Origin of the sequence: Chryseobacterium cupriresistens (genome assembly GCF_046614675.1) — a bacterium.
GTDB lineage: Bacteria > Bacteroidota > Bacteroidia > Flavobacteriales > Weeksellaceae > Chryseobacterium > Chryseobacterium cupriresistens.
Genome location: NZ_JBKKJT010000002.1, coordinates 620,184 through 640,505, shown reverse-complemented (window position 1 = coordinate 640,505; position 20,322 = coordinate 620,184). Strand labels below are relative to the sequence as shown.

The following is a 20,322-nucleotide window of genomic DNA, read 5'->3' as shown; positions in this document are numbered from 1 at the left end:
AAGATACTTCTTATCTCTATTTTATCTATATTTGCGCCCATATTTTAACTTTAGATAACCATGAAAAAAACATTCTCGGTACTATTTTCCTTCTGTATTGCATTAATCTGCGCTCAGATAAAATTTGAAAAAGGTTATATCATTAATAGTAATGATGTAAAAAAAGAAGTACTTATCAAAAATCAGGGATGGGCAAACAACCCGAACAATTTCATTTACAAAACGGATGAAAAATCAGAAGAAAGCACAGGAAATCCCTCTACAATTAAAGAATTCGGGATTTATAATGATGTAAAATATGTTACCTACAACGGTAATATTGATTATTCTTCTGATAATACGGGAGAACTTTCTTCCAGCAAGGAACCAGAATTTAAAAAGGGACCTGTATTCCTTAAGGAAATCGTTACAGGTAATAAAAATCTATACTCTTATCAGGGGCAAAATATAACAAGATATTTTTATTCTGATTCTGATTCAAATACTTCTATCCAGCCATTGATTTATAAAAAATACTTTTTTAACGGAAACAATCTGCAAATTGCAACAAATGAGGAATATATTGATCAATTGAAAGCTATATTTTCAGATGACAATATAGCCCAGACAAGTGCTCTAAAAATAAAATATACAAATAATGACCTGAAGAAAATTTTCTCGACATATAATAATAAAATTTCAGGAACCAACCAAGAAGTTCCGTCCAAAATTAAAAGAAATTCAAAGTTTAACTTAGCTATCAGACCTGGACTTAATTTTTACTCACCAGTGGAAATAACAAAAACCTTTAGTAATGACGGCCTTCCTTCAAAAACTGGATTCAGGATAGGAGTTGAGGCAGAACTTATATTACCTTTCAATAAAAACAAATGGTCAGTTGTAGTTGAACCTACATTATCTCTTTACAATAATAAGGCAACTATAAGAACAAATGATAATTTGTATAATATAAATATAGACAATTATTCATTTATCAGTATTCCTCTAAGTGTAAGACATTACATGTTTATCAATGATAAATCAAAAATCTTTATTAATGCAGGTATAAACGTTCTAACTCTGAAGACCAGTTCAGCAAAGGATTTTTCCGTAGATTATGCTGGATATGTATTTGACAGATTAAATCTATCTTCATCTCAGGCTTTCAAAAGCGCGGTATTTGGAATAGGATACAGTTACAATAATAAATATATTATAGAAGTAAGATATAATACAGCTATAAATCTGTTTGAAGAAAAAGGACCTGAGGCAAACCTAAAATACGCTTCCTTAATTCTGGGATATAACATTTTCTAATCTACATTCCATTCTTTATAAAACTGGTCGAGGAAATTCAGCATATAATTATGTCTTTCTTCGGCCATTTTTTTCCCTTTTTCAGTATTCATCATATCTTTCAAAAGCAGTAATTTTTCATAGAAATGATTAATAGTTGTCCCGTTAGATTTTTTATATTCTTCTTTTGACATTCCCAGTTTGGGTTTCATATCCGGATGATACATCAGGTTATTTTTAAAACCCCCAAAATTGAACGTCCTGGCAATTCCAATAGCGCCTATGGCATCAATACGGTCTGCATCCTGTACAATCTGAAGTTCGATGGGTGGGTTTACCGGCGCCTGATCTCTGTTTTTGAACGAAATATTTTCGATTACAAATAAAACCTTCTGAATGGTTTCTTCAGGCACATTCTGTCCTTCAAGAAATGCTCTCGATATTTTCGGAGCAATAGTTTCGTCACCATTATGAAATTTAGGATCAGCAATATCATGAAGAAGGGCAGACAACTCTACAACCTCTTTGTCACAGTCTTCTGTTTCTGCTATCTGAGCAGCCAGCTTCCAGACCCTTTCAATATGAAACCAGTCATGTCCGGCTTCTGCCCCCTCTAATTTTTCTTTTACAAATGCTACAGTGTTATCAATCGTACTTTTCATTTATCTGTCAGTTCATTTAAAATAATATCCCAGAGTTTGCTGTTGTAACTTCTAAAAAAATTAATATGTCCGATTTCTTTTTTATCAGATTCTGAAGCAGCCACCAGTCTGTACGTAGGTTTAAGATTTGAATAGGTATTATTCAATAAACTTAATACTCCTTTTTCCGTTAACCATACATCATCTTCAGCCCGGATTACAAATACTTTCTGGGTTAAATTTTTAGAAAAATCATCAATTTTTTCCAACAGCTTGTTGGTTGATTTCTTGTTTAAAATTAAGCTTCTCCAGTCATATGCACAATTTTTTGGAAGACTTTCTCCCAATCCAAACCAATGCGCCGGAAAATATCCTAACAGTGAAGTAGTTAAAGGCTGCGCAATTCCAAAGCCTAAATACGCTTCAACTTTTGTTCTCCCTTTAAGGTTTCCTACAAAGGCATTTTGAGTTCCTACAAAAACAAATTCTTCAAAGATGTTGGAATCCTCATTCATTCCCAGAATCAATGCACCTACAGAATGCCCCAAACAGTACTTTTTATAGTCTTTAAATTCTGATTTGATATATTGAGTTACCGTTTTATAATCTTTTGACCCCCAAAGTCTCATTGAGCCATGGAATCCTCTCATATTTTTCGGTTTGGAAAGTCCAATTCCCCTATAGTCGTAGGTAATGACTGTAAATCCCTGTTCACAAAAGTAGCTGGCAAAAGAAAAATAGATCTGCTGCTTTACCCCTGTCGCCGAATTGATCAGTAATAATTTTCCATGGTCTCTTTCCGGTTTAAACAAATGGGCAGTTAGTGTGACATGGTCTTCTGTGGTTAATATTAGTTTTTCCATAGTATAAAAAGAAAAAATCCACTATAAAAGTGGACATTTTACTTATATTTTTATGTTAAGTTTCAGACTTTTGATATGTCGTAAATAGCTTTAGGAAAAGAAATCTGAGATTCTTGGCAATCCTGTCTGAGAGCCTTTACCTCCGGAAACCCTTGATGAAACTTCATTCCCGAATTTCACACAATCTTCAATAGAATTCCCATGGCATAATGCAATGGCAAATCCTGATGTAAATGCATCCCCCATTCCCATTTTATATACTTTTTCGTCTTTATCGTTTCTGTAATATTTCATTTCTGTACCATCAAAGTAAATGGTTGAATTGGTGTCATCCCTTACAAATACCTTATTGAAATATTTTTTAAGAACTTCTTCTCTTTTTTCTTCCCCAAAAATAACATACAGTTCGTTACTCTTAGCCACAATAAAGTCGACCATTTCTAAGATCTCTTGACTGACTCTCATGGCAGGTGAGGCATATAATCCTACTTTTTTTCCGTATTTCTTAGCTTTCTTAACGGTATGCTCTACAACATCCATGGAGACTTCAAGCTGTACAAGCACAAGATCGGTGGTGTTGAAATATTTCTCTGCTTCGTCTATATGCGATTTGCTGAGATATTTATTGGCTGCAGGTACTACAACAATTGCCGCATTTCCGTGAGAAGTCGTCACATAGGCAGTTCCCGTAGCTTCTTTATCTGTTTCATGAACAAATCCTACATTTACATTTTCGCTTACCAGATTCCTCATGATCTGCTGCCCAAGAGGGTCCATCCCAACGCATCCGATAAAGTATACACTTGCTCCCAACCTGGCTGTACCTACTGATTGATTAGCACCTTTGCCTCCAAAATAACTATCTGATTTGACAGCTAAGACGGTTTCGTTAGGCAAAGGGAGTTTTTCGGTTTCAAGAACCAAATCTATCGATGAGCTGCCCACAACAATAATACGAGGCTGTTCTGATGAGAAATTCATTGTGTTTTGTATTAGCTTTAAAATTTATAACTGACAAAATTGTGTCTCAAAAATAACTAATTTAAAATTAACTTATCTCAATAAATTCAGTAATTATTTTCACGGGTTGTTGATCTTTATCATAAGCGATATAGCTGGCATAAAATCCCTCTCCGTATCCGGTTTCAAAAGCAAATATAGTTCCGGGATGTTCTTTTGCCGGTTTAAGAAAGGCATATTGATCTATGGCACCGTTTTCATCAAAGAAATAATCATGGAAAAACTCTTCATAGATTCCCATAAAATCTCCTCCTTTATTCTGATACAATCTCTGTTCCAGTTCGTTAAGACTGTTTTGGGTATCGACATCCATCAGGCATCCCATCCCGCTTTCCACAGGATATCCAAACACTTCTCCTTCTTCAAGATCTTTTATTTTCTGTCCTGCTGTAGTTGCCAGTTTCCATTCTTTAATTTCAGAATCACTGAATATAATCTCTGCATAGGCCACACAGTTACTTTCTCTTTCTTTATGAAGCATTACCGAAAAATCTCCTTTTGGAAATTCTGTAGTAAAAGGTAGCATATCATTGGTGATCAAGGGATCACAGGCAACCAGTTTCCCGCTGGAAAGGTAAATCTTTCCTACTTCAAAACTTTCAAGTAACGGACTTTCTACAAAGTCTTTCGAGAATAGTTTTTGTATGTTTTCTATATGTGTCATTGTATTTATTCTTTTAAACCATCAGGCTGGATACAATTTTCATCTGTACCCAGCCTGAGATTTTGACAAAATTTATTGTCTATACTTTATAAACTTTTCAGTTTTTCTTCAAGGATCGCAATCTTATCCTGAGCATCTTTTTGCTTTTGACGCTCTACTTCTACGATTTCTGGTTTTGCATTCGCAACAAATTTTTCATTGGAAAGCTTCTTCTCTACTGAAACCAGGAATCCCTTCAAATATTTCAGTTCTTCCTCAGTTTTAGCTTTTTCCTCTCCTAAATCTAAGTTTTCACTTAAAGGAATAGAAACTTCAGTTGCTCCTACCAGGAAGGTAAAACTCGGCTTATCAGTTTTCTGTCCGAAATGGATATCAGAAACATTAGCAAGCTTTCTTACTACAGCTTCATTGGCAAATTCAGATGCATTGGTATAAACCTCAACTGCTTCTCTTGGTGATATTCCTTTTGTCTGGCGGTAGTTTCTAACTCCTGAAATCAATTCAGCTGTGATTTCAAAGTTTTTAATTACTTCTTCATTAAAGCTTTCTGCATTCTTCTGTTGAGCAATAACCAGCGCATCATCAATACTTCTTTCTGAAATCAACTGCCAGATCTCTTCAGACTGGAATGGCATGAAAGGATGAAGGAGCTTCATCAATTCTTCAAAGAAATAGATCGTTTTATGATATACTTCTTTAGAAATTCCTTCGCCATAGTTAGGTTTAATCGCTTCAAGATACCAACCGCAAAAATCATCCCAAATTAATTTATAGATCAAATGCAATGCATCAGAAATTCTGAATTTCTCGAATTGATCATTAATTTCAGCAATTGTTTTATTAAGCTTGTTTTCAAACCACTCAATAGCCTGATTATCGGTTTCAATAGCTGGCTTATCTTCATGATTCCACATATTGATCAGACGGAATGCATTCCAGATTTTCGTCATGAAATTTCTTCCCTGAAGCATTAAATCTTCATCAAAAAGAAGGTCATTTCCAGCTGCAGAACTCAATAGAATTCCTACACGTACTCCATCTGCTCCATATTTGTCCATTAATTCAAGAGGGTCCGGAGAGTTTCCTAAAGATTTTGACATCTTTCTTCTCTGCTTATCTCTTACAATTCCTGTAAAATAAACATTTTTAAACGGAACTTCTTTTCTGTATTCCAATCCGGCCATAATCATTCTGGCTACCCAGAAGAAAATAATATCCGGACCTGTAACCAGATCAGAAGTAGGATAATAATAGTTGATATCTTTGTTTTCAGGATCAAGCAATCCGTCAAACACAGACATTGGCCATAACCATGATGAGAACCATGTGTCTAATGCATCGTCGTCCTGTCTAAGGTTTTCTGCAGTCAGATCCGAATTTCCTGTTTTTTGTTTTGCCAGTTCTAAAGCTTCACCTTTAGTTTCTGCCACTACGAAATCATTTTCTCCTTCTCCATAGTAATAAGCAGGAATCTGCTGTCCCCACCACAACTGACGGGAAATATTCCAGTCACGGATGTTCTCCATCCAGTGCTTGTAGGTATTTTTAAACTTTTCAGGATAGAACTTAACCTCATCATCCATTACTACATCCAAAGCGGGTTTAGCAATTTCAGACATTTTTAGGAACCATTGTACTGAAACTTTAGGCTCAATAACAGCACCTGTTCTCTCAGATGTTCCAACTTTATTTACATAATCTTCTGCTTTCAGCAAAAGATCTTTCTCTTCAAGTTCTTTAGCGATCTGCTTTCTTACGTCAAATCTGTTTTTCCCTGCGTAATGTAAACCATGCTCATTAAGATTTCCGTCATCATCCAGCGCATCAATCATTTTTAATTGATGTTTCTGCCCTATCTCATAGTCATTGATATCATGTGCAGGAGTAATTTTCAAAGCTCCTGTTCCGAACTCAATATCAACATATTCATCCTCAATAATCGGGATTACTCTGTCAACGATAGGTACGATTACATTTTTACCTTTCAGGTGTGCATATCTTTCATCATTCGGATTGATACATACTGCTGTATCCCCAAAAATAGTTTCAGGACGTGTAGTCGCTACTGAAAGGAACTCTTCTGAACCTTCAATCTTATATTTAAGGAAATATAATTTCCCGTTTTGCTCTTTAAAGATTACTTCTTCGTCAGAGATATTCGTTTTCGCTTCCGGATCCCAGTTCACCATTCTATAGCCTCTGTAGATGAGTCCTTTATTATATAGGTCTACGAAACTTTTGATAACCTGCTGCGAAAGTTTATCTTCCATAGTGAACCGGGTTCTGTCCCAGTCACATGAACATCCCAGTTTTTTCAACTGCTCAAGGATAGTTCCTCCGTATTTGTGAGTCCAGTCCCATGCGTGGGCTAAAAACTCTTCACGGGTAATATCTGACTTATTGATTCCTTCAGACTTCAATTTAGCAACAACTTTAGCTTCAGTAGCAATTGAAGCATGGTCTGTTCCCGGAATCCAACAAGCATTAAACCCGCGCATTCTTGCACGGCGGACCAGAACATCTTGAAGGGTATTGTTCAACATATGCCCCATGTGTAGTATTCCCGTCACGTTTGGCGGAGGAATGACCACGGTATAGGGTGGTTTGTCGTTAGGTTCTGAGTGGAAATATTTGTTTTCCAGCCAGTAATTGTACCATTTCTGTTCTGTTTCCTGTGGATTGTACTTTTCTGAAATCTGCATAAATTCTATTTCTTTGGCTTGCAATTTGCAAAAATAGTCTAAAGAAAAAAATTTTTAAGCATGAATTAAAATAATTTTTAACTTTGTTTCACAAAATTTATCTAACAAACGTATTAACATTCAAGAATATGAAAAAATTAATTGCAGGAATTGCACTATTCGGGACATTTGCTCTGGCATCTGCACAAACCATTACATTTGATAAAACGACTTTCGATTATGGTACTATCAAGCCTAATGCTGATGGTACAAGATTCTTTACAGTAACGAATTCAGGGGATAAGCCTTTGATTCTTTCAAATGTAAAACCTTCTTGTGGATGTACAACTCCTGAATTCAGCCAGGATCCTATCATGCCTGGAAAGTCTGCGAAGATCAAGGTTGGATACAATACAGCGATCCCCGGCCCTTTCAACAAAATGATTGAGGTTTTCTCTAATGACCCTGCAAACAACAGAAGTGTAATCTACATCAAAGGTAACGTAGACGCAAACGCTCCTGAGCCAAAAGTACTGACTCCTGCTGAGCAGAAAGAGGCTGCCAAAGCTGAGAAAAAAGCTGCAAAACTTGCAAAAAAGACTGCTGCAAAGTAAGCTCTACTCAAAAAAAATAAAAGAACCGTCTCTATTGAGGCGGTTTTTTTATTACATTTATGTTTGATTAGGTGGAAGATGATAGGTAATAGGTGGCAGTAAATGTATGGACGCTGATCATATATATGATTTAGGTTTTAGCTCCTTGGTTTTTTTTAAATGGCTGGGCTAAAGCCCACCCCTATTGAGTTTTAATAACATCTTTACTTTTATCTTTTTACTTTTATCTTTTTACTTTTATCTTTTTACTTTTATCTTTAAATAAAAAAATATGGACACCGACTTCTCAGATAACTTTAAGGTAAGTGGAAAATTTTCTATAAAAAAAGCATCAACATCTTATAATGGAAAGCTCACTAAAGAAGAAGGAGAGCAAATGCTGATTCAGGAGAAGGAAAAACTTCGTGAGCTGCAGGAAAAATTATATGCTGACGGAAGCCAGTCTTTGCTGGTGGTATTACAGGCTATGGATGCAGCAGGGAAAGACAGTATGATTGAGCATGTTTTCGGAGGAGTGAATCCTCAGGGATGTAATGTAACCAGTTTTAAAACACCCAGCTCGAAAGAATATTCTCATGATTTTTTATGGAGGCATTATCTGGCACTGCCACAGAAAGGAATGATCGGGATTTTCAACCGTTCTCATTATGAAAGTGTTTTGGTTTGTAAAGTACATCCTGAATATAATCTGAGTGAAAAGACATGGTCTTCCGTAAAAGATTTTGACAGCAAATTCTGGGAAAACAGGTATGAGAGCATCCGCAATTTTGAAAAGCACCTTTCACAGAATGGAACTACTATTGTGAAGATATTTTTACATGTTTCTAAGGATGAACAGAAACAAAGACTTCTGGACAGAATTGATGAACAGGAAAAAAACTGGAAATTCTCAGCCGGAGATCTTCCTGAAAGAGCGTTGTTTGGCCAATATATGGAAGCTTATGAGGAAGCCATCAATGAAACATCAAAAGATTATGCTCCATGGTATGTAATCCCGGCAGACAGTAAATGGTTTGCAAGAGTAGCAGCTATTCAGATTATTATTGATACCCTGGAGAAAATGAATCTCAAATATCCTACTCTTTCCGATAAGGACAGACAGGAATTACAGGAATCCAAAAGACAATTGGAAAGTGAATAAAATAGGGTTGGATGATGGAAGCGTGAAGACGGAGATTTAAAATCATTACGTTTTGAGAAACTTCATTCTTCAAGCCTATGACTTCCAGCTTAAAAAAAACCACGAGAAAATCTGTAAGCCGGATTCTGTACTTCCGAAGAAGTGCCTGTTATTTATCTACGTATTACATTGCTGCAATACTTGAGCTGATTACCCCTCGGCTTTCAGGACGAGCCGCCCCTATTTTCATTGCTGAAAAGAACCGATATACTTATCATTGCACCGCAAAGAGTTTACCTGGTTTCACTACAGCCGAACTGTACCTGCTTTCTGTTGCACTTGTCCTACCCTCACGGGTGACGGATGTTATCCGCTTTGCTGCTCTATGGTGTCCGGACTTTCCTACCTCCTGTAAACAGGAAATCAACAAGCCGATTTTCTCGCAGATGCAAAGGTACACAAATTTTGTGGTAAAAAGGCAAAACGGTAAAATGGCTAAATGGTGTTAGTGCTGCGTAAACGATATGGATGTATCAATATTATTCTTGCATTTTTTTACCTTTTTACTATTTTACATGATAATTTTCCCCTAATTACCAGTTTATTATTATCTTCGTGCCATTATATATCTATGGATTCCAGAGAAAAAGAATTTGCGCAGCTTATCAAAGATAATCAGGGACTGATTATTAAAGTATCGCGTTTGTATACCAATTCTCTGGAAGATGAAGAGGATCTTTTCCAGGAAATCGTGTTACAGCTCTGGAGAAGTTATGATTCTTTCAAAGGAAACTCTAAAATTTCCACATGGATGTACCGTGTAGCGCTCAATACAGCCATTACCCTCTTTAGAAAAAAAAGCAAAAGCCTTCCTACCAATGAGCTTGATATCAACCACAGAGATTTTGTGGAAGATGATGACGAAAAACAACAGCAGGTATCACTTTTGTATACGGTAATCAAGACTCTTCCTAATGTAGAAAGAGCCATTGTCATGATGTATCTTGACGATCTGCCTTACAAGGACATTGCAGAAAACCTCGGAATCACTGAAGTTAATGCACGTGTAAAAATGAACAGATTAAAGAAAACCCTTAAAGAACAGATGGAAAAATATGCCTGAATTTGATTTAGATAGCTTTAAGAAAACATGGCAGGAACAACCTGTCCAGCCTAAATATGACAACAAGGAGATTCTTCAGATGTTGAATAGAAAATCACGTAATTATGTGAAGTATATTTTCTGGATCAGCGTTATTGAATTCCTGTTCTTTTCTGTATTTGGGTTGTTCTACTTTTTTCAGGAAGAAGAGTCGGAAAGTTTTCGTAAAATGCTGACAAGATTGGGTGCACAGGAGGCTCCTGAAATAGAAAGCAACTTCGGCCATGCCTATCTGGCTATAAAAATCTTAAGCTTGCTGATTACAGCTTATTTCGTCCTGAAATTCTATCAGAATTACCGGAAAATAAAGATCGAGGAAAATCTGAAAGGGCTTATCACACGAATCATCAAGTTCAAAAGAACGGTGAATGCCTTTATTCTGATCAGCATTGTATTGCTGCTGCTATTCACTTTTGTGCTGATCGCTTTTATATTATATATATTAGATTCCCAGAATATACAGCCTACCAGCTCCAGTCTCACCATCATTATTGTTGGAATTACTGTCAGCACACTACTGGCAATCTCTATGATCTGGGTTTATTACAGACTGGTATATGGTACTATTATTAAAAAGCTTGATAAAAATCTGAAGCAGCTTAAAGAGATAGATTCTCAGGAAAATTAATATACATAGGCATAGTTCGGGATATAATCATTAATTTTATTCCACCAAATCTTAAACTATGCCCTTATCTTATGTGTATGGAACTTCTGACGTTTCATTATTAGGACAGACCATCGGAGCCAATCTTAAAAGTACTGTCGAAAAATACCCTCACCAGGAAGCACTTGTCTGCGTTCATCAGAATTACAGAGCGACTTATCAGGAATTTTACAATCAGACCACAGCTGTTGCAAAAGCTTTATTGTTTTTAGGAGCAAAAGCAGGTGACAGAATCGGGATCTGGTCTTCCAACCGTTATGAGTGGGTACTTTTACAGTATGCCACTGCCAGGATAGGAACTATTTTAGTGAATATCAATCCGGCTTACAGAACTCATGAACTGACCTATGTACTCAATCAGTCCGAAGTTCGTTTTATTTTTTCTTCTTTAAGCTTTAAAACCAGCAATTATAAAGAAATGGTTGAATATGCAAAAGAAGTTTGTCCAACCCTGGAGCATGAAATATTCTTTGATGAAAACTGGGAATATTTTGTGAATAACGGCCAGGAAATTTCAGACGAAGTACTTCACAGTTTTGAAGAACATGTACAGTTTGACGATCCTGTTAATATCCAATATACTTCCGGAACAACCGGTTTCCCGAAAGGGGTTACTCTTTCTCATCATAACATTCTCAATAACGGTTATTTTATAGGGATCCGATTGAAATATACTGAGAAAGACCGCGTCTGCATTCCAGTGCCCTTCTACCACTGTTTTGGGATGGTTATCGGAAATATGTGCTGCACAGCTCACGGGGCCTGTATGGTAATTCCGAATGACAGCTTTGATCCGGAGATTACTTTAAAAGCTGTTTCAGACGAAAAATGCACTTCTTTGTATGGCGTGCCCACCATGTTTATTGCGGAACTGGCAGTAAAAGATTTTGACAGCTATGATTTTTCAAGTTTAAGGACAGGTGTTATGGCTGGTTCCGTATGCCCTCCGGAGATTATGAAAAAAGTGGAAAGCCTTATGAATATTAAAGAAATGAGCATCTGCTATGGGATGACGGAAACTTCACCAGTATCTACTCAGACTTTAATAGGAACACCGCTGGAAAAACAGGTCAGCACTGTAGGAACTGTTCAGGATCACCTTGAGATCAAAATCATTGATGAAAACGGAAGGACTTTAAAACGTGGAGAGCATGGTGAACTTTGTACCAGAGGATATTCTGTGATGCTGAAATACTGGAATGATCCTGAAAATACAAAGAAAGTACTGGATGATGCCCGCTGGATGCATACCGGAGATATGGCTGTAATGGACCAAGACGGTTATATTACTATTTCAGGAAGGATAAAAGACCTCATCATCCGTGGTGGAGAAAATATTTCGCCTAAAGAAATTGAAGACTTTTTATATACGTATACCAACATTCTGGATGTTCAGATCATTGGTGTTCCGAGTGAGAAATTCGGGGAAGAAGTAATGGCCTGGATAAAGGTGAGAAAAGGATTTACCATCACGGCAGAAGAACTTCAGGAATACTGCAAAGGAAGGATAGCCCACTATAAAGTTCCGAAATACTGGAAATTTGTAGATGAATTCCCAATGACCATTTCCGGAAAAATAAGAAAGGTGGAAATGAGGGAAATTTCAATGAGAGAGCTGGGGCTGGAACATGTAAAGCAGGGCTAAAATTAAAAAACAAAAAGCATTTCAGACTGAAATGCTTTTTTTATATTTTAAAGTTCTTTTCTTAATCTTGCGACAGGAATATTGAGCTGTTCACGATATTTTGCAATCGTTCTTCTGGCAATATTATAGCCCTGCTCTTTCAGGATCACCACCAACGCATCATCTGTAAGCGGCTTTCTTTTATTTTCTTTACTGATCACTTCCTGAAGATGGGTTTTGATCTCCTTGGTAGAAACTTCTTCTCCATCGTCATTGGTTAAGCTGTCGGAGAACAGATCTTTAAGATATACAATTCCGTTAGGCGTATCTGCATACTTGCTTTTTACCACCCTTGAAATGGTAGAGATATCAAAACCTGTAATATCAGCAACATCTTTTAAGATCATTGGTTTCAGGGACTTTTCGTCACCTGTAATGAAATAATCCTTCTGGAACTTTACAATCGCTGTAATTGTTTGTAATAAGGTATTCTGACGTTGATTAATCGCATCAATATACCATTTTGCAGCATCCAGTTTTTGCTTGATAAATAAAGCAGCCTGCTTGTGTTCCGATGAGTTTTTATCATGGGAATAGGTTGTCAGGATATCTTTATATTCTTCAGACACTCTTAAAGTAGGCGCATTTTTGCTGTTCAGCATAGGAATTACCTGCCCGTCTTTCACCTGAATCACAAAATCCGGAATAATTTCCTGATTGATCGTAATCGTCTGGGTATCAAAGTTTCCTCCAACTTTCGGAGATAATTTTGAAATTTCATCCAGCGCATCTTTCAGATCATCTTCTTCAATATCATATTTCTGAATGATCTTGTTATAATGCTTATTGGTTAAAGCTTCAAACTGATGTCTTAAGATATTGGCAGCCAAAGAAACAGCTTTATCAGAGCTTACTTTCTTTTCGATCTGCAGTAAAAGACACTCCTGAAGACCTCTTGCTCCTACTCCCGGCGGATCCAGTTTCTGAACATAATTTTCAAGGATATCCTCCACTCTTTCTTTCGTGGTATAGATTCCCTGTGAGAAAGCAAGATCGTCAACGATAGATTTGATCTCTCTTCTCAGATATCCGTCTGTATCTAAATTTCCGATAAGGTATTCTGCAATCTTCAGATCTTCCTCACCGATATTCACCAGGTGAATCTGTTCTGTAAGATAATCATATAAGGACTGTCCTTCCGTTAAAAGACTCTCATTATCAAATTCTTCATCATCCGGAGAATAGTTGCTGGATGCGGTTTTATAGCTAGGTTCATCGTCATAGATATATTCGTTGACGTCGAAATCTGTTTCAATGCTGTCTGTACCCTCATCCTGATAAGCGTCTTCAAGGGAAGAATAGTCATCTTCCTTAGAATCTTCTTTTGCAATTTCCAAAGCTGGGTTTTCTTCCAACTCTCTCTCCAACTCCTCTTCAAATTCAAGAGTATGAAGCTGAATAAGCTTCATCAACTGAATCTGCTGAGGGGCCAGCTTCTGTCCTAATTTGAGTTGTAAGTGTTGTTTAAGCATATTCTTATTTGGCGTTTTAACATAACATATTCTACGAATTTAATAAATTTATTTGATAAAAAACATATTTAGCATGATTTTTGCATTACTTGTCCTAATATAATAAACTATTAAAGAATAAAAAAAGCCTTAACTTGTGATTAAGGCTTTTTTTATTGTTCTAGAATTCAGCACTTTTGGGTGTTCTAGGGAAAGGAATTACGTCTCTGATATTCGTCATTCCTGTTACGAAAAGAACCAATCTTTCCAATCCTAAACCGAAGCCTGCATGCGGCACAGAACCGAATTTTCTGGTATCAAGATACCACCAAAGTTCATGCTCATCTACGTGCATATCTGCCATTTTCTGTTTTAAGACATCTAATCTTGCCTCTCTCTCAGATCCTCCGATGATTTCACCGATACCAGGGAAAAGAACATCCATAGCAGCAACGGTTTTGTTGTCATCGTTCAGTTTCATATAGAAAGCTTTGATTTCTTTCGGATAGTCAAATAATACTACCGGGCTTTCAAAGTGTTTTTCAACAAGATATCTTTCATGCTCAGACTGAAGGTCTGTTCCCCATTTTTCAACAGGGTACACAAATTTTCCTTTTTTATTTTCTTTAGAGTTCAATAAAATTTCGATTGCTTCTGTATAGCTTACACGCTTGAAACGCTTCGCTACCACATTCTGAAGTTTTTCGATAAGACCTTCTTTTGCTCTTTCTTTTTCCGGTTTTGTCTTTTGTTCTTCTGTAAAACGGTTATCCAGGAACTCAAGATCATCTTTGCAGTTATCCAATACATACTGGATCACATATTTTAAGAAATCTTCCGCAAGGTCGATGTTATCTTCAAGGTTGTTGAATGCCACTTCCGGCTCAATCATCCAGAACTCGGCAAGGTGTCTTGTCGTGTTGGAATTTTCAGCACGGAAAGTAGGTCCGAATGTATAAATTCTTCCCAATCCCATAGCTGCAGTTTCTCCTTCAAGCTGTCCTGAAACGGTAAGGTTTGTTTTTTTACCGAAGAAATCCTGTGCAAAATCAATTTCACCATCTTCAGTTTTCGGCATGTTGTTCAGATCAAAGTTGGTTACCCCAAACATTTCACCTGCACCTTCTGCATCTGCTCCTGTAATGACTGGTGTGTTGATATAGAAAAACTGATTCTGGTTGAAGAATGAGTGAACAGCAAAACTTACTGCGTGACGCACTCTGAACACCGCTCCGAAAAGGTTTGTTCTGAATCTTAAGTGAGCCTGCTCACGAAGTTTCTCAAGACTGTGTTTCTTAGGCTGAAGAATTGTACTCTGAAGTTCTTCTGTAAAGTTATCTCCTAAAATAATGATCTTTTTAGCAATAATTTCCACAGATTGTCCAGCTCCCTGGCTTTCCACCACTTCTCCTACCACTTTCAGGGAAGAAGCCGTACTGATATTCTTGATGATTGCTTCATCAAAATTTTCGAAATCAACAACTATCTGCAAATTATTAATCGTAGAACCATCATTAAGCGCAATAAAGCGATTAGCACGGAAGGATCTTACCCATCCGTAAACAGTAATGTCATGATGTAATACTTTCTTGTAATCCTTTAGGATTTCTTTGATCGTTTGCTTTTTCATTTGTTGATGATAAATTTTTTATATAAAAATTAATGTCTGCAAAGTTACAAAAAAACAGCGCAACTTGATGATTGCGCTGTCTTTAAAAATCATTTAACTGGTATTTAAACTCTCAGTTCAGGAAATTCACCTTTTCTTCTTCGGACTCTTCTGCATTTTCAGGTACATTTCCACTCAATATTATCCTGAACTTCAATAAAATCCGGAATACCCGGAATGAACACTTACACGATCACTTTTAAAAAGAATAAAATATGATTTTATTCTGAGTTTTCATGGAATTAGTTATTGAAATGGTTATTAGTTTTTAGATGATACGTTCGTGGTCATTACCGGGGCTTACATCCATTTTTAGACTATACTATACTTTTAAACTGTGGCGGATTCACCGGATTTATACTGTTTAATGATTTTTAAATAATCACTACACTTTATATTCTAAATTTCTAAACAAGTACTTCATTATTTACATTTAATTTTCTGGTTATTATTTCTGTTTTTACCCTCATTTGTTATTCTTTTTCTGATACAATTCCAGACCTGGATTTTAAATAATCAGGAGTTTGAAACTGATATCTTGTATTGTGCACATACAAAATAAATGATTGTGTTTTTACCTGAAGCAAAGATGCAGGAAGTGAAATAATGATACAAGGGAATGGTTTATAGATTCATAAATTTATATACCTAAAATCATGAATCTATAAATAATATTAAACTGAAAATCAATCGATTAAATTAATCCACAGACATATTTTCAATTTCTTTCAGGTAGATAGAAAGTGGTGTTCCGGTTCTTTTTTTGAAGGCTAAAGTGAAAGCCTGTTCATTATTATACCCTAATTCTTCGGCGATAAAAGGAATTTTATAAGACCTGAATTTTTTGTCATTGGCCAGTCTGCTGATGGCATAATCAATACGAAGATCATTGAGATAAGTTGCAAAGTTTTTCCCTTTGTAAGTATTGATAATTTCTGACAGATATTTTGAGTTTGTTTTTATTTTTTTGGCCAGACTTCCCAACGTGATTCCTTTATTCAAAAACTGATCTTTGCTTTCAAATATCTCAAGTTCATGTAAAATATTCCTGGCAATATCTTCAGAAATAGTTCTTGATGTTTTATCTTCTGTATTTTCTGTGAGAAGAGGTTCTGATGAAATTTCCTTTTTAATTTCCCCGTCACTTTTTCTCCCTACCCTGTTTTCATTAACGGATTGAATAAGATCCTGAGCGATCTTTTTATAGTTCTTTTCAGATTTTTTATATTTAAAATAAACGTTGATAAACAGCAAATGCGAAATCAACAAAAGGCTCAACACAATATAAAAGAGGCTTTTTCTTTTTGTAAGTTCATTGGTAATATCCTCTTTCTCCTGCTGCAGTTCCGGAGTATCATATCTTCTGGGAAGCTCTCTGGAAATATACCTGAACTGTGTATACAGTACCTGATCCACCTTTAAAAACCGGTCCACATAATACAGCTGCTTTTCTATATCATTATTTTCTTTATAATGATCAATGAGGTAAGTATATACATCTCTCAGCTCGGGATAAATATAATTCGTTTTAAGAACCAAAGAATCGATCCTGTGGAAAAAGCCTGCTGCTTTTTCTTTTTCCTGAAGTCCGGCATAGGATTTTCCCAGGTATAAAAGAGTGTAATTCTGGTCTCTTTTATCATTAGTATTTGTAAAGAAATATTTTTCGCACTCCAATAAGGCGTTAATTGCTTTCTGATAATTTTTCAAATGCAGATGGTAAGATCCCAGCAGCCCAAGATTCTGGTAATATCGGTAAAGATTTTTATTTTTTCTGGAATCCAGTAAGCCTTCCTGTATCAATGTATAAGCAGAATCCATTTTATTGATCTCTATATAGGCGTCTGCCAGATTCAACTTAAGAGATTTCTGTTCATCTTCATTCATATAATCGGTATCATACGCATAATGTCTTAAAACTTTAGCTGTCTCAGCGTGTTTACCAATATAATTATTAAGGGAGGCAATACTGATATGTGCCATGGCAATCTGCCTTTTATTTCCTTTTTCTTTTGCATATTTCAGACCTAAAATATAATTGTTCAATGCAGCCTGAAGATTATCATTTCTGAAATACAGATTCCCTTTTAAAAGATAAATTCTGGCCGGATATATATTTTCTTTGGAATTCCTGGTGATCTGTTGTAAGCTGTCAAGATATTTTAATGCAATGGGCAGAGTTTCACCAAAATGGAGCATAACATATCCTTCAGCAATCTGAATCGTATTTTTTTCAGATTTTGCTTTTTTAAGATAGCTTTCTGCAATGCTTTTACTGTTCACATCCCCGACATGGCTGTAGAATTCTTTTTCCAATTTGTCATAAGACCGTTTTTCGGGAATATTTTTTTCAGCATTATTGGTTTGTGCATGAAAAAACACATTCCCAATAACCAATAACATTAGTAAATATTTTAATTTCATCACTCATCCTGGCTATATTACAAAAATATTATTTTTCTTCAGTAGATACACCACAGCTTTTGCTTTTTTCGTGTATTTATCCATATTTTCATTAGAAGTAATGAAAATTAATCAACAAAAAGAGAGAACAGCCTTAAAAAACTGTACTCTCTTCAAAAATTATTTCCATTCTATTTTACCTTCCATATAATATACCTTGGCAGACCTAAGAAAATTACTGGAAGAACTGGAGACTAAAACACTGGAAAAAAATAATTTTCAGATCTATGTCAATGATTTAGTAATTTTAAACAACAGTATTTTATTCAAAAATGAAGAACAGTGTTCCTTTTTTGTGCCTTTCAGCATGTTTGGATATATGATGACCAATGATAAAATGACGTGCGAAGATTCTCTGAGCTATTTTGAACATCAGATCAAAAACTCAAGATCACTGAACGAATCCGGAAACAGAGAGAGGAAAATATTTTTTAATAAGATGTATGAGCAGATCGACAGATTAAAACAAAATTTATCATGAACAGTCTTCGTAGCGGCGAATATTTCGGGGAAACCAATCAAATGGTCAATTTGGAAGGATTGACCATCACCGATACGGAGTATACTCATCCTTACGTAGACTGGCACTATCATGAAAATGCTTATTTCACTTTTCTTCTACAGGGCACCATGACAGAAGGAAACAGAAAAGAAACCTACGGCTGTTCTGCAGGGACATTATTGTATCATCATTGGGAAGATCCGCACTATAATCGTAAACCGGATATTTTCACAAGAGGCTTTCACATTGAGCTTTCGCAAAGCTGGTTTGATCGGTTTGATATTCAGAAAAATAAAGTGGAAGGCAGTTTTAATATCAAAAATCCTGCTTTAAAACTATTGGTTTATCAGATGTTCAAAGAAACCAAAACCAATGATATTTCTTTTGATCTAAATATTAATCAGTTATTACTGCATCTTTTCAACCAGTTAACTCATCAGAAGGAAAATACAGAAAGAAAACCTTTGTGGGTAGGCCGGATCAATGAAATTCTGCATGAAAGCTTTACAGAAAATCTCAGTCTTACAGAACTTTCCAAAACACTGAACATCCATCCTGTTCATCTCAGCAGGGAATTTCATAAACATTTCCATTGCAATCTGGGGGAATATCTCAGAAAATTAAAGATTAATAAATCAATGGAACTTCTCAATTCACCTTCTTCTTTAACGGATATTGCTCTGGAATGTGGTTTTTCAGATCAGAGTCACTTTATCCGATGTTTTAAAGAAAATATCGGAATTACTCCTTTGAAATACAGGAATCTGTTGAAAAATCATTGAAACTTGATTGTTTGAGATTCTTCATTACATTGCATTTCATTGAGACTGACACGCTTTAAATAACATCATTCACGATTTGGATACATCATTCCCCGATTTGGATACATTTCCCTTTTCGTAAGTGTTCATCTTTGTACCATCATTTAAACAAAAAATATTTAAAAATGGAAACAAAAAAAGTATGGTTCGTGACAGGAGCTTCAAAAGGCTTAGGATTCGAGCTGGTAAAAAAATTACTCTCAGAAGGATTTCAGGTTGCTGCAACAAGCCGTACCGTTGAATCCTTGATCTCCAACATTGGAGAAAGTTCAGAAAACTTCCTTCCGCTCAGCGTAAACATCACAAACAATAATGATATCAAATCTGCTATTGAAAAAACAGTAAACCATTTCGGACAAATTGATGTAGTGGTCAACAATGCAGGTTACGGCCAGATCGGAACGCTTGAAGAACTTACTGATGAGGAAGCAAGAGAAAATTATGCTGTAAATGTTTTCGGAACTTTAAATGTGATCCGAAACGCCATGCCTTATCTGCGTAAACAAAGGTCAGGAAACATTTTCAATATTTCTTCTGTCGGAGGATATTCTGCTAATTTTCCAGGCTGGGGAATCTACTGTTCTACAAAATTTGCGGTTGCCGGATTTACGGAAGCGCTGGCTGAAGAGGTAAAAGATTTCGGAGTTCATGCTACCGTGGTTTACCCGGGATATTTCCGTACCGATTTTCTAACTAAGGATTCTGTGAAAACGCCAGCCAATCCTATCCAGGCTTATGAAGCAGCGAGAAATTCGGAACAGGCTCACCTTAATGAAATCAATGGAAATCAGCCTAACGATCCTGAAAAAGCAGCGGATGTCCTGATTCAGATCAGTAAAGAGAAAAATCCTCCAGTACATTTATTATTGGGTGTAGGAACGATGGAATTTCTGAATAACAAAATTGATATTTTAAAGAAAGATGCTGAGAAATGGGAAAGCCTGACTGTTTCTACTGCAATTTAATATAATCATGTCCTTCGACTCCGCTCAGGGTGACATTTCTAATACTGAATGTTTTAATTT

At 36.0% G+C, this 20,322-nt stretch carries 17 protein-coding genes and 1 other RNA gene; 9 read left to right on the top strand and 9 right to left on the bottom strand.

Annotated elements, in window-relative coordinates:
- The first annotated feature begins 60 nt into the window (after positions 1–60).
- The gene (locus tag ACLI50_RS08105; protein WP_411413546.1) at positions 61–1,296 is read left to right on the top strand and encodes a porin family protein; all 1,236 of its coding nucleotides are present in this window, start codon (positions 61–63) and stop codon (positions 1,294–1,296) included.
- Here the strand turns inward: ACLI50_RS08105 and ACLI50_RS08100 are convergent.
- From ACLI50_RS08100 to ACLI50_RS08080, 5 genes are all read right to left on the bottom strand, one after another.
- Positions 1,293–1,937 carry an HD domain-containing protein gene (locus ACLI50_RS08100; protein ID WP_110010048.1) on the bottom strand — a complete coding sequence of 215 codons (645 nt, stop codon included), beginning with the start codon at positions 1,935–1,937 and terminating at the stop codon, positions 1,293–1,295. The genes ACLI50_RS08105 and ACLI50_RS08100 overlap by 4 nt on opposite strands.
- Complete coding sequence (locus ACLI50_RS08095; RefSeq protein ID WP_411413545.1) at positions 1,934–2,779, bottom strand: alpha/beta hydrolase family protein; 846 nt, start codon at positions 2,777–2,779, stop codon at positions 1,934–1,936. Before ACLI50_RS08095 ends, ACLI50_RS08100 begins: the two co-directional genes overlap by 4 nt.
- A gap of 90 nt (positions 2,780–2,869) precedes the next feature.
- Positions 2,870–3,760 (bottom strand): PfkB family carbohydrate kinase, encoded by an 891-nt coding sequence (locus ACLI50_RS08090; protein ID WP_411413544.1) that lies wholly within the window; start codon positions 3,758–3,760, stop codon positions 2,870–2,872.
- 67 nt (positions 3,761–3,827) lie between these two features.
- Positions 3,828–4,463 (bottom strand): DUF4241 domain-containing protein, encoded by a 636-nt coding sequence (locus ACLI50_RS08085; RefSeq protein WP_343639558.1) that lies wholly within the window; start codon positions 4,461–4,463, stop codon positions 3,828–3,830.
- 86 nt (positions 4,464–4,549) lie between these two features.
- Positions 4,550–7,165: a valine--tRNA ligase gene (locus tag ACLI50_RS08080; protein WP_343639560.1), complete on the bottom strand. Its 2,616-nt coding sequence runs from the start codon at positions 7,163–7,165 to the stop codon at positions 4,550–4,552.
- A 128-nt stretch (positions 7,166–7,293) separates the two neighbouring features.
- On the opposite strand from ACLI50_RS08080, the gene ACLI50_RS08075 reads away from it, so the two are divergent.
- Positions 7,294–7,758, top strand: coding sequence for a DUF1573 domain-containing protein (locus ACLI50_RS08075; RefSeq protein ID WP_110010053.1), 465 nt, complete (start codon positions 7,294–7,296; stop codon positions 7,756–7,758).
- A gap of 271 nt (positions 7,759–8,029) precedes the next feature.
- Positions 8,030–8,899: a polyphosphate kinase 2 family protein gene (locus tag ACLI50_RS08070; RefSeq protein WP_202841060.1), complete on the top strand. Its 870-nt coding sequence runs from the start codon at positions 8,030–8,032 to the stop codon at positions 8,897–8,899.
- A gap of 98 nt (positions 8,900–8,997) precedes the next feature.
- Here the strand turns inward: ACLI50_RS08070 and rnpB are convergent.
- Positions 8,998–9,321: RNase P RNA component class A (gene rnpB, locus ACLI50_RS08065), an RNA gene on the bottom strand.
- A 188-nt stretch (positions 9,322–9,509) separates the two neighbouring features.
- On the opposite strand from rnpB, the gene ACLI50_RS08060 reads away from it, so the two are divergent.
- From ACLI50_RS08060 to ACLI50_RS08050, 3 genes are read left to right on the top strand one after another with little or no spacing between them, the layout of a single operon-like run.
- Positions 9,510–10,001: an RNA polymerase sigma factor gene (locus ACLI50_RS08060; RefSeq protein ID WP_002976998.1), complete on the top strand. Its 492-nt coding sequence runs from the start codon at positions 9,510–9,512 to the stop codon at positions 9,999–10,001.
- The gene (locus ACLI50_RS08055) at positions 9,994–10,668 is read left to right on the top strand and encodes a DUF8845 family protein (protein ID WP_343639565.1); all 675 of its coding nucleotides are present in this window, start codon (positions 9,994–9,996) and stop codon (positions 10,666–10,668) included. The genes ACLI50_RS08060 and ACLI50_RS08055 overlap by 8 nt, the downstream gene beginning before the upstream one ends.
- Before the next feature lie 58 nt (positions 10,669–10,726).
- The gene (locus tag ACLI50_RS08050) at positions 10,727–12,352 is read left to right on the top strand and encodes an AMP-binding protein (RefSeq protein WP_110010056.1); all 1,626 of its coding nucleotides are present in this window, start codon (positions 10,727–10,729) and stop codon (positions 12,350–12,352) included.
- Positions 12,353–12,399: 47 nt separating this feature from the next.
- On the opposite strand, the gene rpoN is transcribed toward ACLI50_RS08050, so the two are convergent.
- The 3 genes from rpoN to ACLI50_RS08035 form a co-directional block, all read right to left on the bottom strand.
- Positions 12,400–13,863, bottom strand: coding sequence for an RNA polymerase factor sigma-54 (rpoN, locus tag ACLI50_RS08045; RefSeq protein ID WP_330747466.1), 1,464 nt, complete (start codon positions 13,861–13,863; stop codon positions 12,400–12,402).
- 160 nt (positions 13,864–14,023) lie between these two features.
- The gene (gene asnS / locus ACLI50_RS08040) at positions 14,024–15,472 is read right to left on the bottom strand and encodes an asparagine--tRNA ligase (RefSeq protein WP_411413543.1); all 1,449 of its coding nucleotides are present in this window, start codon (positions 15,470–15,472) and stop codon (positions 14,024–14,026) included.
- Positions 15,473–16,210: 738 nt separating this feature from the next.
- Positions 16,211–17,914 carry a helix-turn-helix domain-containing protein gene (locus ACLI50_RS08035; protein WP_411413542.1) on the bottom strand — a complete coding sequence of 568 codons (1,704 nt, stop codon included), beginning with the start codon at positions 17,912–17,914 and terminating at the stop codon, positions 16,211–16,213.
- Positions 17,915–18,131: 217 nt separating this feature from the next.
- Here ACLI50_RS08035 and ACLI50_RS08030 point away from each other — a divergent pair, with 217 nt between their 5' ends.
- From ACLI50_RS08030 to ACLI50_RS08020, 3 genes are all read left to right on the top strand, one after another.
- Positions 18,132–18,455 carry a hypothetical protein gene (locus tag ACLI50_RS08030; protein WP_411413541.1) on the top strand — a complete coding sequence of 108 codons (324 nt, stop codon included), beginning with the start codon at positions 18,132–18,134 and terminating at the stop codon, positions 18,453–18,455.
- A complete protein-coding gene (locus ACLI50_RS08025) occupies positions 18,452–19,258 on the top strand; it encodes a helix-turn-helix transcriptional regulator (protein ID WP_137905098.1) in 807 nt (268 codons plus the stop codon). Before ACLI50_RS08030 ends, ACLI50_RS08025 begins: the two co-directional genes overlap by 4 nt.
- Before the next feature lie 164 nt (positions 19,259–19,422).
- Complete coding sequence (locus ACLI50_RS08020) at positions 19,423–20,262, top strand: SDR family NAD(P)-dependent oxidoreductase (RefSeq protein WP_343639583.1); 840 nt, start codon at positions 19,423–19,425, stop codon at positions 20,260–20,262.
- Positions 20,263–20,322: the final 60 nt, after the last annotated feature.